This is a genomic window from Actinomadura verrucosospora, from assembly GCF_039540335.1.
Taxonomy (GTDB): Bacteria; Actinomycetota; Actinomycetes; order Streptosporangiales; family Streptosporangiaceae; genus Spirillospora; species Spirillospora verrucosospora.
On record NZ_BAABEV010000069.1, the window covers coordinates 13703 to 27592 of the forward strand.

Annotated in this window: 16 protein-coding genes; 6 read left to right on the forward strand and 10 right to left on the reverse strand. The window is 74.5% G+C overall.

Annotated elements, in window-relative coordinates; all coding sequences use genetic code 11:
• Window positions 1-75: 75 nt before the first annotated feature.
• The 5 genes from ABD944_RS40065 to ABD944_RS40085 form a co-directional block, all read right to left on the reverse strand.
• On the reverse strand, window positions 76-1236 hold the full coding sequence (locus ABD944_RS40065; RefSeq protein WP_345186918.1) for an epoxide hydrolase family protein: 1161 nt from the start codon (window positions 1234-1236) through the stop codon (window positions 76-78).
• Window positions 1237-1339: 103 nt separating this feature from the next.
• The gene (locus ABD944_RS40070) at window positions 1340-3556 is read right to left on the reverse strand and encodes an HAD-IA family hydrolase (RefSeq protein WP_345186919.1); all 2217 of its coding nucleotides are present in this window, start codon (window positions 3554-3556) and stop codon (window positions 1340-1342) included.
• A 327-nt stretch (window positions 3557-3883) separates the two neighbouring features.
• Window positions 3884-4210, reverse strand: a complete 327-nt coding sequence (locus ABD944_RS40075; protein WP_345186922.1) for a DUF1048 domain-containing protein — start codon at window positions 4208-4210, stop codon at window positions 3884-3886.
• A gap of 1 nt (window position 4211) precedes the next feature.
• A complete protein-coding gene (locus ABD944_RS40080) occupies window positions 4212-4568 on the reverse strand; it encodes a DUF1048 domain-containing protein (RefSeq protein ID WP_345186924.1) in 357 nt (118 codons plus the stop codon).
• Window positions 4565-4891 carry a PadR family transcriptional regulator gene (locus ABD944_RS40085; protein WP_345186927.1) on the reverse strand — a complete coding sequence of 109 codons (327 nt, stop codon included), beginning with the start codon at window positions 4889-4891 and terminating at the stop codon, window positions 4565-4567. Before ABD944_RS40085 ends, ABD944_RS40080 begins: the two co-directional genes overlap by 4 nt.
• Before the next feature lie 186 nt (window positions 4892-5077).
• On the opposite strand from ABD944_RS40085, the gene ABD944_RS40090 reads away from it, so the two are divergent.
• Window positions 5078-5602: a pyridoxamine 5'-phosphate oxidase family protein gene (locus tag ABD944_RS40090; RefSeq protein WP_345186929.1), complete on the forward strand. Its 525-nt coding sequence runs from the start codon at window positions 5078-5080 to the stop codon at window positions 5600-5602.
• Between the two features lie 22 nt (window positions 5603-5624).
• Here the strand turns inward: ABD944_RS40090 and ABD944_RS40095 are convergent, their stop codons facing one another.
• Together ABD944_RS40095 and ABD944_RS40100 are read right to left on the reverse strand one after the other, a co-directional pair.
• Window positions 5625-6938, reverse strand: coding sequence for a hypothetical protein (locus ABD944_RS40095; RefSeq protein WP_345186931.1), 1314 nt, complete (start codon window positions 6936-6938; stop codon window positions 5625-5627).
• A gap of 3 nt (window positions 6939-6941) precedes the next feature.
• Window positions 6942-7364 (reverse strand): cupredoxin domain-containing protein, encoded by a 423-nt coding sequence (locus ABD944_RS40100; RefSeq protein WP_345186934.1) that lies wholly within the window; start codon window positions 7362-7364, stop codon window positions 6942-6944.
• 141 nt (window positions 7365-7505) lie between these two features.
• Between ABD944_RS40100 and ABD944_RS40105 the strand changes: the two genes are divergently transcribed.
• The 5 genes from ABD944_RS40105 to ABD944_RS40125 all read left to right on the forward strand — a co-directional run bounded on the left by ABD944_RS40105 (window position 7506) and on the right by ABD944_RS40125 (window position 12520).
• Complete coding sequence (locus ABD944_RS40105) at window positions 7506-9380, forward strand: hypothetical protein (RefSeq protein ID WP_345186936.1); 1875 nt, start codon at window positions 7506-7508, stop codon at window positions 9378-9380.
• Complete coding sequence (locus ABD944_RS40110; protein ID WP_345186938.1) at window positions 9377-9532, forward strand: hypothetical protein; 156 nt, start codon at window positions 9377-9379, stop codon at window positions 9530-9532. The genes ABD944_RS40105 and ABD944_RS40110 overlap by 4 nt, the downstream gene beginning before the upstream one ends.
• An 11-nt stretch (window positions 9533-9543) precedes the next feature.
• Entirely contained in the window at window positions 9544-10335 is a 792-nt protein-coding gene (locus tag ABD944_RS40115; RefSeq protein ID WP_345186941.1) for an SDR family NAD(P)-dependent oxidoreductase, read from the forward strand.
• A gap of 129 nt (window positions 10336-10464) precedes the next feature.
• Window positions 10465-10764, forward strand: a complete 300-nt coding sequence (locus ABD944_RS40120) for a hypothetical protein (protein ID WP_345186944.1) — start codon at window positions 10465-10467, stop codon at window positions 10762-10764.
• A gap of 247 nt (window positions 10765-11011) precedes the next feature.
• A complete protein-coding gene (locus ABD944_RS40125; RefSeq protein WP_345186946.1) occupies window positions 11012-12520 on the forward strand; it encodes an MFS transporter in 1509 nt (502 codons plus the stop codon).
• On the opposite strand, the gene ABD944_RS40130 is transcribed toward ABD944_RS40125, so the two are convergent.
• The 3 genes from ABD944_RS40130 to ABD944_RS40140 all read right to left on the reverse strand — a co-directional run.
• A complete protein-coding gene (locus ABD944_RS40130) occupies window positions 12517-12990 on the reverse strand; it encodes a TIGR00725 family protein (protein WP_345186948.1) in 474 nt (157 codons plus the stop codon). The two genes, ABD944_RS40125 and ABD944_RS40130, sit on opposite strands and share 4 nt — an antisense overlap.
• Before the next feature lie 7 nt (window positions 12991-12997).
• On the reverse strand, window positions 12998-13297 hold the full coding sequence (locus ABD944_RS40135) for a 4a-hydroxytetrahydrobiopterin dehydratase (protein ID WP_345186951.1): 300 nt from the start codon (window positions 13295-13297) through the stop codon (window positions 12998-13000).
• A 62-nt stretch (window positions 13298-13359) separates the two neighbouring features.
• Window positions 13360-13890: mannosyltransferase YkcB-related protein (locus tag ABD944_RS40140; RefSeq protein WP_486303778.1), on the reverse strand; the 531-nt coding region annotated here is incomplete at its 5' end.

Sequence of the window (13890 nt, forward strand, 5' to 3'; positions counted from 1 at the left end):
GCTCGGGGGCCGGGCCGGTGGCGTTGTTCGCGGTCTGTCGGCTGTGCGCCGGGTGACCGGGGCGCCTGGGTCTGGTCAGCGGACGAGGCGGAAGAACGCGCGGAGCTCCTCGACGAAGAGCCGAGGTTGCTCGAACGCCGCGAAGTGACCGCCCTTCTCGGGCTCGTTCCAGTGCCGGATGTCGGTGAAGCGCTTCTCGGCCCACCGCCGGGAGGGGCGGGGGTTCTCCTTCGGGAACACCGAGCACCCGGTCGGCACGGTCACCATGTCCGTCGCGCCGGCGGTGAAGACCCACTGCACCTGCCTGAAGCTCTCCCAGTAGAGACGGGCGGCGGACGCCCCGGACCCGGGCAGCCAGTAGAACATGAGGTTGTCGAGCAGTTCGTCGCGGGTGAGGGCGTTCTCCGGGTGGCCGTCGCAGTCGGTCCAGAAGCGGAACTTCTCGATGATCCAGGCGCACAGCAGCGCCGGGGAGTCGACGAGCCCGTAGCCGACGGTCTGCGGCCGGGTGGACTGTTCCAGCGAGTAGCCGTCCTCCCGGCGCTGGGCCTCCTCCAGCGAGGCCAGGGCGGCCCGCTCCCCGGCGGTGAGGTCGTCGAACGTCGCCGGGTCCGGAGCCGCGAGGGGCGGGGTGAGGTGGATGCCGGCCAGGTGCTCCGCATCCTGGCGGCCGATCAGTGTGGTGATGGTGGTGCCCCAGTCGGAGCCCTGCGCGCCGTACCGGTCGTAGCCGAGGCGAGCCATCAGGCGGATCCAGGCGGCGGCGATCCGCTCGACGCCCCAGCCGGGGTCGCCCGGCTTGTCGCTGAAGCCGTAGCCGGGCAGCGACGGGCAGACGACGTGGAACGCGTCGCGGGCGTCGCCGCCGTGGGCCGCCGGGTCGGTGAGCGGTCCGATCACCTTGAGGAACTCCACGACCGAGCCCGGCCAGCCGTGGGTGAGGACGAGCGGCAGCGCGTCCTCGTGAGGCGAGCGGACGTGGAGGAAGTGGATCCCGAGCCCGTCGACGGAGGTCCGGAACTGCGGCAACGCGTTGAGGCGCGCCTCGGTGGCCCGCCAGTCGTACTCCTCGGCCCAGTACCGGCACAGTTCGCGCAGATAGTCCAGGGGTACGCCCTGTGACCAGTCGTCGACCGTCTCCTCGTCCGGCCACCGCGTGCGGTTCAACCGTTCCCGCAGGTCGTCGAGTACGGACTCGGGGACGTCGAGATGGAAGGGGATCACATCATCGGCCATGCCGCCCTCCTCGTCGGAGTGTGGGGGGTGAGCGCGGGTGGTGTGCATCGGTGGTGTGAATGGCCGGGGGGCGTCGCGTTCGGCGTGCGCGTTGTCGTGCCGGTCATCCTTCGGCGAGGAGGAGCGCCTGCTGGGGCGCGAGCCGGACGCGGCCGGCCCTGGGCCGGTCGAGCGTGACGGAGGGGTCGTCGGTGTCGAACACCGCCGGCGCGGGCAGGTCGACATCGGCCACGGGGGTGTCGCGCAGGTTCACCACGGCCCAGAGCGCTCCCCTGCGGTAGGCGGTCACCGGTGCGGCGAGCACGGCCCTGGTCACCTCGTCGGTGGCGGCCAGCCGGCGGGTGAGCCGGCGTCGGGTGGCCAGCAGCCGGCCCACGGTGTTCAGGTGGGATGCCGGGTCGTCTCGCTGCCTCGCCACGGTGTCGCCGTCATCGCGTGCGCCGTCGGGCAGCCACGGACGCCCCGTGGTGAATCCCAGTCCCGGACCCGGCCGCCACGGCATGGGGGTGCGCGCGGCGTCGCGGCTCTCCTCCGGCTGGGCGGCGCCCAGCGGGTCGGCGCCGAGGCCGGGCGGGACCCGCCCGTCGCCCAGGCCGAGTTCCTCGCCCTGGTAGAGCCAGAAGGTTCCAGGCAGCAGCGCCATCAGGACGTGGAGCGCGAGTGACCGGCGCCGGCCGCGGAGCCCGTCCCCGAACCGGGTGACGGCACGGGAGCGGTCGTGGTTGCCCTGGACCCACGAGAGTCGCGGCGACGCCGCCACGGCGGCCTCGATCATGGTGTCGATCCGGTCGGCGTCCCAGCCGGTCTCGACCAGCCCGAACCAGAACGACGAGTGCAGCCGCTCGCCCTCGACGAAGCGGGCCAGCGCCCGCGGGTCGAGTTCGTAGACTTCGCCGACGAGGAGGGCGTCGTGCCGGTCGGCGATGCGCCGCCACCGCTCGTGGACGGCGTGCACATCGGGCTGGTGGATGTCATGACGGTGCTCCTGGCGGCGCCAGTCCATCGTCACGCCCCGCGCCGGGAGGAGCCGGCCGGCGGGCAGCGGCGGATTGTCCCGCAGCTCCGCGTCCTTGACGAGGTAGGCGGCCGTGTCGACGCGGAAGCCGTCCAGTCCCCGCGCGAGCCAGTACTCGATGATCGCGTCGACCTCGGCCGCGAGCGCGGGGTCGCGCCAGTTGAGGTCGGGCTGTTCAGGGCGGAACAGGTGCAGGTAGTACTGACCGGTCGCCGGGCTGAACGTCCACGCCGGCCCGCCGAAATGGGACGGCCAGTTGTTGGGCGGGCCGCCGCCGGGGGCCGGGTCCCGCCAGATGTAGTACTCGCGGTGCGGGTCCGTCCGCGAAGAGGAGGCGGCGGCGAACCAGGGGTGGGCGTCGCTGGTGTGGTTGACGACCAGGTCGCCGATCACCCGCATGCCGTGGCGGTGCGCCTCCGCCAGCAGCACGTCCAGCGCGGCCTCCCCGCCGAACAGGGGATCGACGGCCCGGTAGTCGGCGACGTCGTATCCGTGGTCGCGCATCGGCGAGCGGAAGAAGGGGGTCAGCCACACCACGTCCACCCCGAGGCGCGCCAGGTGGTCCAGGTGCGCGCTCGCCCCCGTCAGGTCGCCCCAGCCGTCGCCGTTGCTGTCCGCGAACGACGGAAGGTACACCTGGTAGCCGACGGCGTCGCGCCACCACGGCCGGAGCCGCGACCGCTCCAGCAGATCGGCCAGCCGCCCCAGGTCGGGCAGGGACAGCCCGCCGGGCAGCCCCCGCAGCGCCGCGGTCGGCATGCCCGCCGCCCGGCCGGCGGCCAGGCCCGGCTCGGAGTCCTCCACCACGAGGCAGGCGGCCGGAGGGATCCCCAGGCGGGCCGCGGCCTCCAGGTAGCCCTCGGGGTCGGGTTTGCCCACCGCCACGTCGTCGATGGTGAGGAGGAGGGGCGGATCGATCCCCGCCGCCTGCAGGCGTGCCTCGGCCAGCCTCCCGTCGGCGCTGGTCACCACGGCCCACGGCAGTCCGAGCCGGCCGAGCGCGGCGATCAGGTCATGCGCGCCGGGCGTCGCGGTGACCTCCGCCAGGTCCTCGTGCTGCAGGGCGTGCTGCCGCTGCGCCGCCGCGGCGGCGCCGTCCTCGCCGAGGCCGGGGAGCAGCCGCCGAACCGTATGTGCCGCCGGGCTCCCGTGGGCGATGGCGAGCACCGCGCCGGGGTCGACGCCGTGCTCCGCGGCCCAGATCGACCAGGCGCGCTCGACCGAGGCGTCGGAGTCGACGAGAGTGCCGTCCATGTCCAGCAGGACCGCTTCGATCGCTGCGAGATCGATCCGTTGCCGCCGCACGAGGCCCTCCTCGATTAAACTCGTGGAGCGAGCATAAAGCCCTCGAGGGCGGCCCTGGCAAGAGCCCGAACGCGCTCGCTACTCCTTGAGGTCGAGCGGTGGCTCAATGGAAGTGCTCGGGGCCGCGTTCGGGTGTTGTGCGGCCCGGTGGGCCCGGTCGGCGGGTGGGGTCGCGGTTGAACAGCTTCATCGACCAGAGGAAGCCGACCAGGGTGATGCCCACCGACCAGGAGGTGGTCTGGCAGCCGCTGTCGCCACGGGTGGTCAGGGGCCCGAGCGCCCGTCTCGGCTCACCCGTTGCAGAGCTCCGCCGGTACCGGCCGGGCGCTACTTCCCGGCCGGGCCGGGTTCCCCGCTCCTGGATTCCTGATAGATCTCCGCGTAGGTGGGAGAGTCCTTGATCAGGTCGTCGCAGAACGCGGCGACGTCGTCGCCGGTGAGCTCCAGGACTCCCCTGCCCGCGGCGGCGCCCTCCTCGAAGAAGTCGACGATCCCCGGGAGCAGAGGCCCGTCGGGCAGGTCCACCGGCCCGACCTTGAACAGGTACCTCTGCATCTCCTTGTAGACGATCCGATAGTCCGGCGGGAGCGCCTTGACCCGCGCCATGTGCGCCCGCCACTGCCGCTTGCCCTCGATGACGTCCTGAATGCCCACGTCAGCCTCCCAGCCGGCTCAGTTTCCTCGCGACGTTCCTGTTCAGCTGCTCGCGCCACCGGTCGCGATAGGTGCGGGCGCCCTCTCCGCCGGCCAGCGCCGCGCAGAAGCCTCGGACGTCGTCGCCGAGCACCTCCTGGACGCTCTGCCCGTCCGCCGAGGTTTCCTCCAGCAGCCCCAGGGCGGCGTCGAGGATCGGCATCAGGTTGCGGCCGGTGAAGTCCGAGCGGGGGGAGAGGTGCGCCTTGATCTGTTCCCATGCCGCCCGGTGGTCCTCCGGCAGGGCCGCGGCCCTGACTTCGAACGCTTTCCATTCTCTGGTGAGATCACTGCCTGTGACGGTCTCCCAGAAACTCATCTCCCGCCCTCCTTGAGGCTGTCGATGCGTGATGAGACGTACTGCCATTTCGCCCAGAACTTCGCGAGTTCCTCGCGTCCGGCGTCGTTGAGCGCATAGAACTTGCGCGGCGGACCGACCCCGGAGGGTCGTTTCGTCACCTGGACGAGCCCGTTCCTCTCCAGCCGCAGCAGGATGGTGTAGACCGTCCCTTCGACGACGTCGGTGAAGCCGAGATCGTTCAGCCGGCGCGTGATGGCGTACCCGTAGGTCTCCTCGCCCTCGATGATCTCCAGCACGCAGCCTTCGAGCGTGCCCTTCAACATCTCCGTCAGGTCGTCCATCGCGGGCCTTCGATCTCCAGGTACCTTGTAGTACTGAGTACCACTATACAGTACCACTTAGTAGTGGCGCGGGGGTGCCCGTCCCGGCAGGGCCGCCCTTCCGGCGACTCCGGGGCCGGGCGCCGATGAGTTCGCCGCCGCCCCGCCGTCTACCTTTCGAGGGCGGTTTCACGAGGGAGGACGACGATGAGCGACCGCGAACCCGTCGAGGCGCGCGACCTCGACATCTACGGGGCCGGAGAGCTGGCGTGGGACGGCGTGCGCGACGCGCTGAAGGCGGCGCTGCCGAAGCCCGAGACGCCGGTGTTCCTCGGCACGGCCGGCCCGGACGGGCGCCCGCACTCGGCGGGCGTCGGCGCGCTGTGGCACGACGGTGACCTGTACGTCGTCAGCGGGCCCGGCACGCGCAAGTCGCGGAACCTGGCGGCGAACCCGGCGTGCACGGTCTCGGTCCGCACGCCGGTCGGGGACGTGGTGCTGGAGGGCGAGGCCCGGCGCGTCACCGACCCGGAGGTCCTGGAGGCGGTCGCGGCCGGGTACCGGGACGGCGGGTGGCCGGCGCGGGTGGAGGGCGAGGCGTTCACCGCGCCCTACAGCGCGCAGAGCGCGGGGCCGCCGCCGTGGTGGGTCTACCGGATCACCTTCCACACGGTGTTCGCGGTGGGGACGGTGGAGCCCTACGGCGCGATGCGGTGGAAGTTCGCGCGCTGAGCGGTACGCGCGGCGCGGGCGGTCAGCCGCTCAGCAGGGCGAACAGGCCGGCGCAGGTGAGCGCGACCATGACGGCGGCGATGGGCAGCTGCCCGCGCGTGGCCGGGCCGGGGCCGCGCAGGGCGAGGTCGTGCGCGGCGATCGTCCCGGCGATGTGGCCGAGGACGATGGCGTTGACCTGGACCTGCGCGACGAGGGTGGGGCCGGCGAGGTCGTAGTCGACGCGGTTGCCGGTGGAGCCGAGCAGGTTCAGTCCCGTCCCGAAGGGGTCGCTGGCGAGGATGAACGTGGTCTGGCCCTCCAGGACGAAGAACGAGAAGTAGTGGGCGAGGGTGTAGCCGAGGGCGATCGGCAGCAGGGTCGCGGCGAACCGGGCGGGCCCGGACCGGTCGTGCGGGAGGGCCGGGTCCTGGCGGGTCAGCCGTGCGCTGAGCCGCAGCGCCGCCACGTACAGCAGCGCGACGGCGCCGACGGCGGCGGCCAGGCCGAGGGTTCCGGCGCGGACGCTCGCGGGGTCGACGTTGTCGCGCCAGTAGGTGGTGCGGGTGACGCCGTCGAATCCGGTCGAGCCGATCAGCACGCAGGCGGTCGCGGTCAGGCCGGGTTCGGGGTCGCCCTTCATCAGGCCGGTGAGCGGGGTGCGCAGGACGAGGGCGCCGTCGCCGCGCCGCCCGACGGGGCACAGGCGGGCCAGCAGGCTGGAGTAGGCCTCGAACCCGTCCGCGCGGGTGAACCAGTCGCGGCCGAACCACCAGGCGGGGGCCAGGTTGGCGGCGGCGTAGGCGAGGATGAGGGCGCCGACCAGGCGCGGGTCGGAGCGGTGCGGGGCGACGAGTTCCAGCCAGACGAATCCGGTGAGCCACGCGGCGGCGGGCCAGTAGCCGAGCCGGGCGGGCAGGGGGCGCCGCCCCGCCGCCGGGGTGCGGGTGGCGCGGCAGAGCGCGGAGTGCAGGGTCCGCAGCGGGTTGACGCGGCGCCACACGGGTCCGAGCAGGACGCTGGCGGGCACCAGGCCCACCCAGAACGTCACGAACAGTGCCCACGGGGCGAGGTTGCGGGCGTCGGAGGCGGGTCCGGCGAACGCGACGGCGACGACCAGGGCGGACGCGGCCAGTGCGAGGGCGCGCCCGGCCGCGGTGAGGGCTGGCGCGTCCAGCGCGCGGGCGAGGGCGGGGGGCAGCGGGCGCCCGGCGTCGGGGTGGAGGCGGGGCCGTTTCCACGCGGCGGTGAGGGCGAGGAAGGTGGCCGCGACGGCCAGGCCGCCGCCGGTGATGGCGGCGACGGCGTCCAGGGGCAGGTCGGTGCGGCCGCCGAGCCCGTGGGCGAGCACGTGCACGGGTCACCCGACCTGGAGTTCGAGGACGCGGGCGCCGGAGTGGTGCAGTTCGGCCTCGAACACGCCGGGGGTGTCGGCGGTGAAGCGCAGGACGGCCGTCGCTCCGGGGCGCAGCAGAAGCTCGCGGTCGTAGCCGTGCAGGTGGAACTCGTCGGCGGTGTCGCCGGTGACGGTGATCTCGACGGCGGCGCCGCGGGGGACCTTCACGCGGCGCTGCGCGGTGCGGGGCTTCCCGCCGGTCACGGTCACGGCGATCCGGACGGCCGGCCGCCCGGACGCGGCCGGGGCGCCGCCCGTCGCGGCGGGCGGCGTACCGGTCCGCGCGCCTGACGGCGGTGACGCGGGCTCTCCGCAGGCGGCCACCGCCGTCAGCGCGGCCGTGGCCGTGACCAGCACCGCGGTCGCTCTCGCTCGTGTCCGCCGCATGTCTCCCCTTCCGTTCCGGTGTCGCACACCACAAAGTGTGACACTAGACAATGACACATTGGAAAGTGGCATACTCCGCTTGGGAGTTCGCCCCGATCAGTACGGGGCCGTCCTGGTTCGCGCGTCAAGGGAGCAGCGGTGGTGGAGCACGTGACGGGCATGAGCGCGACGATCGGCGGCGCGGGCGTCGCGGCGCGGCTCGCCGCGGCGCCGGCCAAACCGGCGGGCGGCGCGGCACTCGACCAGATCCTCATCGCCTCGACCGCCGCGGCCGCCCTGACGGCGGTGCTGCTGGTGCTCGGCTGGGGCCATCGCAGCGGCCGCGTCACCGTCCTGGCGCGGGCGGCGGACCTGGCGACCCGCGGCCCGGGCCGCGGCACCCCGGGGTGGGCGGCGCTGCCGATCCCGGTCGCGATGGTGTCGCTGCTGGTCGCGCTGCTCGGAATGTACTGGGACATCTCCCTGCACATCTCGCACGGCCGGGACGAGGGGCCGCTGGCCAACATCGCCCACTACCCCATCCTGATCGGGCTGTTCGGCATCTTCACCGCCGGGGTGCTGGCCGTCGTGCTGCCCAGGGGCGAGCGCCCCGGCGCGGCCTCGGTGCGGATCACCCGGGACTGGCACGCCCCCGCGGGCGGCGTGCTGCTGGCCGGCGCCGGCTTCTACGCGCTGCTGGGGTTCCCGCTCGACGACGTCTGGCACCGCATCTTCGGGCAGGACGTGACGCTGTGGGGGCCGACGCACCTGATGCTGATCGGCGGGGCGGGGCTGTCGCTGGTGGCGATGATGGTGCTGGAGCGGGAGGGCCGCCGCGCCTGCGGGGACGCCGGCCAGCCGCCGGGGTGGCTGCGGTACGTGCGGCGCTGCATGCACGCGGGCGGGCTGCTGATCGGGCTGTCGGTGTTCCAGGCCGAGTACGACTTCGGGGTGCCGCAGTTCCGGCTCGTCCACCAGCCGCTGCTGATCGCGCTGGCGGCGGGCTGCGCGCTGGTCGCGGCGCGGCTGTGGGCCGGGCGCGGCGGCGCGGTGTTCGCCGTGGTGTTCTACATGCTGGTGCGCGGCGGGGTGTCGGTGCTGGTCGGCGGCGTGATCGGGGAGCTGTGGGCGGCGGTGCCGCTGTACTTCGCCGAGGCGGTGTGCGTGGAGGTCGCGGCGCTGGCGCTGGCGCGGCGGCCGCTGGCGCTGGGCGCGGTGTCGGGCGTGCTGATCGGCACGGCCGGGTTCGGCGCCGAGTACGCCTACGGGCAGGTGGCGTTCCGGCTGCCGTGGACGCCGGACATCGTGGCCGAGGGCATGGCGATGGCCGTGGTGGGCGGTGTGGCGGGCGGGCTGTGCGGGGCGCTGCTGGCCGAGGGGCTGCACGGGCGGGCGCCGCGCCCGGCGGTGGCGCGCGGGCTCTTCGCGGCGGCGATCCTGGCGGTCGCGGCGGCGGTCGCCAACGGGCTGGTCGTCTCGGTCCCGCAGGGCAGAACGGCCACCGTCACCCTCACCGGCGTCCGCGGCGACGCCGCGCACCGCACCGCCGACGCGCGCGTCGAGTTCTCCCCCGCGGACGCCGTCGACGGCCCGGCCTGGGTGACGGTCACGGGCTGGCAGGGGCAGGGCCTGCACGTCGACCGCCTGGTCAGGGTGCGCGAGGGCGTCTACCGCACGAGCGAGCCGATGCCGCTGCACGGCGAGTGGAAGACGCTGGTGCGCGTCCACGACGGGCGGACGCTGGCCGGCGTCCCGGTCTACCTGCCCGACGACCCGGCGATCGGCGCGAAGGAGCTGCCCGCGCCGCCGCGCTTCACCCGGGACCTGCAGGGCGAGCGGACCATCCTGCAGCGGGAGCTGAAGACCGACGTGCCGGGCTGGCTGTGGGCGGCGTGCTCGGCGATGGTGCTGCTGTGCACCCTGGCGCTGGTGCTGTCGCTCGGCTGGGGCGTGGCGCGGATCGCGCGGCGGCTGCCGGAGCGTCCCGGGCCCGCCGGGGCGGCCCGGGACGGGGCGGCCGCGAAGGCGGGCGCATGACGGCGCAGGGGGTGCTGGCGTCCCATCCGATCATCACGGCGGTGCCGTTCTTCGTGCCGACCTTCGTGGTGGTCGCGGTGATCGTCTTCGTGGTGTGGCGGGACCGCCGCCGCGGCGAGGACCCGCCGGACGACCCGCCGCCCTCCCCCTAGACTCTGCGCTCATGAGCGATCATCCTTCCTCCCTCCCGTACCTGGCCGAGCTGTTCTCGCTGGAAGGCAGGGTCGCGGTGGTGACGGGAGGCAGCTCGGGGATCGGCAGGGCCATCGCCGGGGCGCTCGCGCGGGCCGGGGCCTCGGTGGTGGTCGTGGCGCGGCGGGAGGCCGAGCTCGCGGCGACCGTCCGCGAGCTGGAGGGGCACGGCTGCCGGGCCGCGGCGGTGAGCGCCGACCTGGGGTCGCGTGAGGCGGTCGCCGACGCCGCCGAGGCCGCCGCGTCAGCGTTCGGCGAGCCCGACATCCTGGTCAACGCGGCGGGGGTGAACCTGCGGCCGCCGATGGACGAGCTCGGCGCCGACGTGTGGGACGCCACGATGGCGGTGAACCTGGAGGCGCCGTTCCTGCTCGGGCAGCGGTTCGGGCCGGGGATGGCCGAGCGCGGCTTCGGGCGGCTGATCCACATCGCCTCGCAGCAGGCGTTCCGGGCGTCGGTGACCAGCGGCGCCTACGGGGTGTCCAAGGCGGGGCTGGTGGCGCTGGCCCGGTCGCAGGCCGAGGCGTGGTCGAGCCGCGGCGTCACCGCCAACGCCCTCGTGCCGGGTTTCGTGATGACGCCGCTGAACGCGCGCCTGTCGTCGGACCCGGCGAAGGTGCGGGCGCTCGCCGAGCGGACCCTGGCCGGCCGCAACGGCCTGGCGGAGGACTTCGCCGGAGCCGCGGTGTTCCTGGCGTCGCCGTCCTCGGCCTACGTCACCGGCCAGTCGATCTTCGTGGACGGCGGCTTCTCCGCCCACTAGGCCCCCGCCCGGCGGGATCGAGGTGTGGCCTTCGGCCTTCGCCCGCGCACGGTCAAGACCAGCCCTGGTCGTCCAGGGCTGCTCCGGTGCGTCCGGAGCTCGGAACGAAAGACCGAAGGTCGTGATCATATGTGCAGGATCGAGAACACCGTGGACCGCCCGGCGGAGGACGGGAACGCCGTCGAGGCCCTTGGCGCGTTCGTCGCGTTCGTCGCCGCCGGGTGCCCCTGGGGCGCCTTCTTCGACATGGTGAACGGCGGCCTCGACGATCCCATCGGGGACGGTGCGCTGAAGGGCGCCATCGTCGGCGCCGTCTGCTTCGTTCTCCTCGCGATCGGCGTCGCCGTCGCGCACGCGGTGCGGAACCGCAGGGCTGCGGCCAGACGCCGGAAACGGGATCGGCGGGCCCGCCAGGGCCCGGAAGCGTGAGCTCTGGCGACAGGCCCACTGATCTTCCAGCAGAACCCGGGGCGTAGCCCCGCAACAAGGAGCGGCCCCCTGGGGCCGCTCCTTCGTGTGAGCCATCGGATACCGGACTCCCGCGTCCACGCCGCCGATCAGAGCGGGGGCCGGGGGGTTCGAGGGCGGGTTGAGAGTTGTCGGCCGCCCGGCCCTGATGAACGGGCCGCGAGCGGCGAGAAGTCTCCGGGCCGCCTTCAACGGAACGCTGGAGGTCATGGATGTCGGAGACAGCACGACTCAGGTGACGGCGAGTGCCGTCGAGGCGCCCGGTGACGGGCGGGGACGCGCGTCCAGGCGGCGGTGGTGGACGCTGGCGGTGGTGAGCGCGGCGCAGCTGCTGGTGGTCCTGGACGGGACGATCGTGAACATCGCGCTGCCGTCGGCGCAGCACGCGCTCGGGATGTCGGACGGGAACCGGCAATGGGCGATCACCGCCTATGCGCTGGCCTTCGGTGGGCTGCTGCTCATCGGCGGCAGGGTCAGCGGCGTGCTCGGCCACCGGCGCGCCTTCCTCGTCGGGCTGGCGGGGTTCGCCGCGTCGTCCGCGCTGGGCGGCGCGGCGGTGAACCCGCTGATGCTGTTCGGGGCGCGGGCGCTGCAGGGCGTCTTCGCCGCCCTGCTCGCGCCGGCCGGGCTGTCGCTGCTGGCGACCACCTTCACCGAGGCCCGCGAACGCGGCCGGGCGTTCGGGGTCTTCGCCGCGGTCGGCGCGGGGGGCTCGGCGATCGGCCTGATCGCCGGAGGCCTGCTGACCGAGTACGCCGGCTGGCGCTGGTGCCTGTACATCAACGCGCCGATCGCGCTGCTCGCCGCGCTCGGAGTCGCGCTGGTGCCCGCGGACCGGCCGATCGCGGAACGGGGGCGGCTGGACGTCGCCGGAGCGCTGCTCAGCCTCGCGGGATTCGCCGCGGTGGTGTACGGGTTCAACCGGGCCGAACCGCTGGGGTGGGGCTCGGCCGAGGTGCTGGCGCTCCTGGCCGGCGGGACGGCGCTGCTGGCGGCGTTCGCCGCCGTCGAGATCCGCGCGCCCCGGCCGCTGCTGCCGATGCGGGTCCTGCTGCACCGCGCCCGCGCCGCCGCGTTCTGCGCCATCACCCTGATGTTCGTGGCGATGTTCGGCTTCTACCTGTTCATGAGCTACTACACCCAGACGGTGCTGGGCTACTCACCGGTCCGGGCCGGACTGACCTTGATCATCAACGCGCTGGCCGCGCTGGCCGGGTCCGTGCTCGTCGCCGGGAGGCTCCACGGCCGCGTCCGGCCGGCGGCGGTGATCGTGCCGGGCCTGCTCACCGCGGCCGCCGGGATGCTGGTCCTGACCCGCCTGTCCGCGGCGGGCACGGACGTGTTCGCCTTCGCCCTGCTTCCCGCTCTCGTGCTCACCGGGCTCGGCCTGGGCTGCGTGATGCCCCCGACCGCCGCCCTGGCCACCGAGGGCATGCGCGGCCACGACATCGGGGCGGCGTCGGCCGCCTACAACGCCGCCCAGCAGCTCGGAGCGGCTCTGGGCACCGCGCTGCTGAACACCCTGGCCGCCGGCGCGACCGCGGCCTACCTGGCCTCCCACCCGCATCCGCGCCCGGACGCGGCCGTGGTGCACGGCTACACCACCGCGCTGACGGTGGCGTGCGTCATCCTGCTGGCGGCCGCGTGCCTCACCCTCGCGCTGTTCATCCTGCGGCGCGCGCGGCCGCGCGCGCCGCGCACCGGGGTGCGGGGCTAGGGCCACAGGCCGGTGGCGTGGACGGCGGCGGCGGGGTCGGCGGCGTGCACGATGCCGCCGACCGGCCGTCCGTCCTCGTCGTGGACGCGCCAGCCGCCGAGCTGGACGACGGGGATGCGCCCGGCGCGCATGGCCAGGGCGATCTCCGACAGGGTCCCCCAGGATCCGCCGACGGCGATGACGGCGTCGGCGGCGTTGACGATGACGTTGTTGCGGGCCTGGCCGAGGCCGGTGGGGACGGCGACGGTGAGGTCGGGCCCGGCGGCGGCGCGGTCGGCGGCGGGCAGGATCCCCACCACGGCGCCGCCGGCGCTGCGGGCGCCCGCGGCCGCGGCGGCCATCACGCCGCCGTGCCCGCCGCACACGACCACGGCGCCGCGCCCGGCGAGGATCCGGCCGGTCTCGTAGGCGTGGTCCCACTGCAGCTCGGTGCACTCGCCCGGCCCGCACACCGCCACCTGCACGGCCATCGCGGCCTTACCCGGCGCCGTGCCGGGCGGCGATCTCGTCGATCGTCGCGGCGAGGTCGAAGTCCTTGCCGGTGAGGCCGCCGGCGCTGTGGGTGGTCAGGGCGAAGGTCAGGGTGCGCCAGCGGATGTCGATGTCGGGGTGGTGGTCGGCGTCCTCGGCGGCGCGGGCGACGTCGGCGACCACCTCGATCCCGGCGGGGAAGGACGGGGCGGTGACCTGCCTGCGGATCTGGTCGCCGTCGCGGCTCCAGGCGGGCAGGCCGCGCAGGCGGTCGGCGACTTCGTCGGCGTCGAGCGTGTCGGCCATCGGGTCACTCCCTGTTCGCTGGTGCCGTTCTCCTTCCTCCCTTCCCCGCGCGGGACGACCGGTCACCCCGCGCCGGGGGTCAGGTCGTACAGGACGGCGCCGCCGACGGTGGCGGGGGTGTAGTGCGCGGCGACCCATGCGCTGATCTGCTGGGCGGCGTCGCTGCCACCACTGCCACTGCCGGCGCCGCGGGCCGTGGCGCCTCCCGGGCCGCGGTTCTGGCCGCGGTCGCCGCCGACGAAGTAGTGGATCTTTCCTTGGCGGGCGAGGCGCTGGAACTCGGCGAGGGTGGGGGCGGGGTCGGTGCCGTTGAATCCGCCGACGGCCATCACGGGCCGGCCGGTGGCGAGCTGGTAGCCGGCGGCGGTGTTGGATCCGACGGCGGCGGCGACCCAGGTGTAGGAGGCGGCGCCGGCGTTGAGGGCGGCGGTGACGGCGGCGCTGGGGGTCCCGGCGTTCAGGAGCCCGCCCGGTCCCCCGCCTCCCGGCCCTCCGCCGCCTCTGGGGCCTGCGGGTCCGCCGGGCAGGCGTCCGGCGGCGCCGGGCCCCTGGGGCGGGGGCGCGCCGGGGCCGCGGGCCCAGCCGGCGGGCCC

Coding starts and splice junctions, on each gene's coding strand:
- ABD944_RS40065 (WP_345186918.1), bottom strand. CDS start 1,236: ATGGCCGATGATGTGATCCCCTTCCATCTCGACGTCCCCGAGTCCGTA.
- ABD944_RS40080 (WP_345186924.1), bottom strand. CDS start 4,568: ATGAGTTTCTGGGAGACCGTCACAGGCAGTGATCTCACCAGAGAATGG.
- ABD944_RS40085 (WP_345186927.1), bottom strand. CDS start 4,891: ATGGACGACCTGACGGAGATGTTGAAGGGCACGCTCGAAGGCTGCGTG.
- ABD944_RS40090 (WP_345186929.1), top strand. CDS start 5,078: ATGAGCGACCGCGAACCCGTCGAGGCGCGCGACCTCGACATCTACGGG.
- ABD944_RS40100 (WP_345186934.1), bottom strand. CDS start 7,364: ATGCGGCGGACACGAGCGAGAGCGACCGCGGTGCTGGTCACGGCCACG.
- ABD944_RS40110 (WP_345186938.1), top strand. CDS start 9,377: ATGACGGCGCAGGGGGTGCTGGCGTCCCATCCGATCATCACGGCGGTG.
- ABD944_RS40115 (WP_345186941.1), top strand. CDS start 9,544: ATGAGCGATCATCCTTCCTCCCTCCCGTACCTGGCCGAGCTGTTCTCG.
- ABD944_RS40120 (WP_345186944.1), top strand. CDS start 10,465: ATGTGCAGGATCGAGAACACCGTGGACCGCCCGGCGGAGGACGGGAAC.
- ABD944_RS40125 (WP_345186946.1), top strand. CDS start 11,012: ATGGATGTCGGAGACAGCACGACTCAGGTGACGGCGAGTGCCGTCGAG.
- ABD944_RS40130 (WP_345186948.1), bottom strand. CDS start 12,990: ATGGCCGTGCAGGTGGCGGTGTGCGGGCCGGGCGAGTGCACCGAGCTG.
- ABD944_RS40135 (WP_345186951.1), bottom strand. CDS start 13,297: ATGGCCGACACGCTCGACGCCGACGAAGTCGCCGACCGCCTGCGCGGC.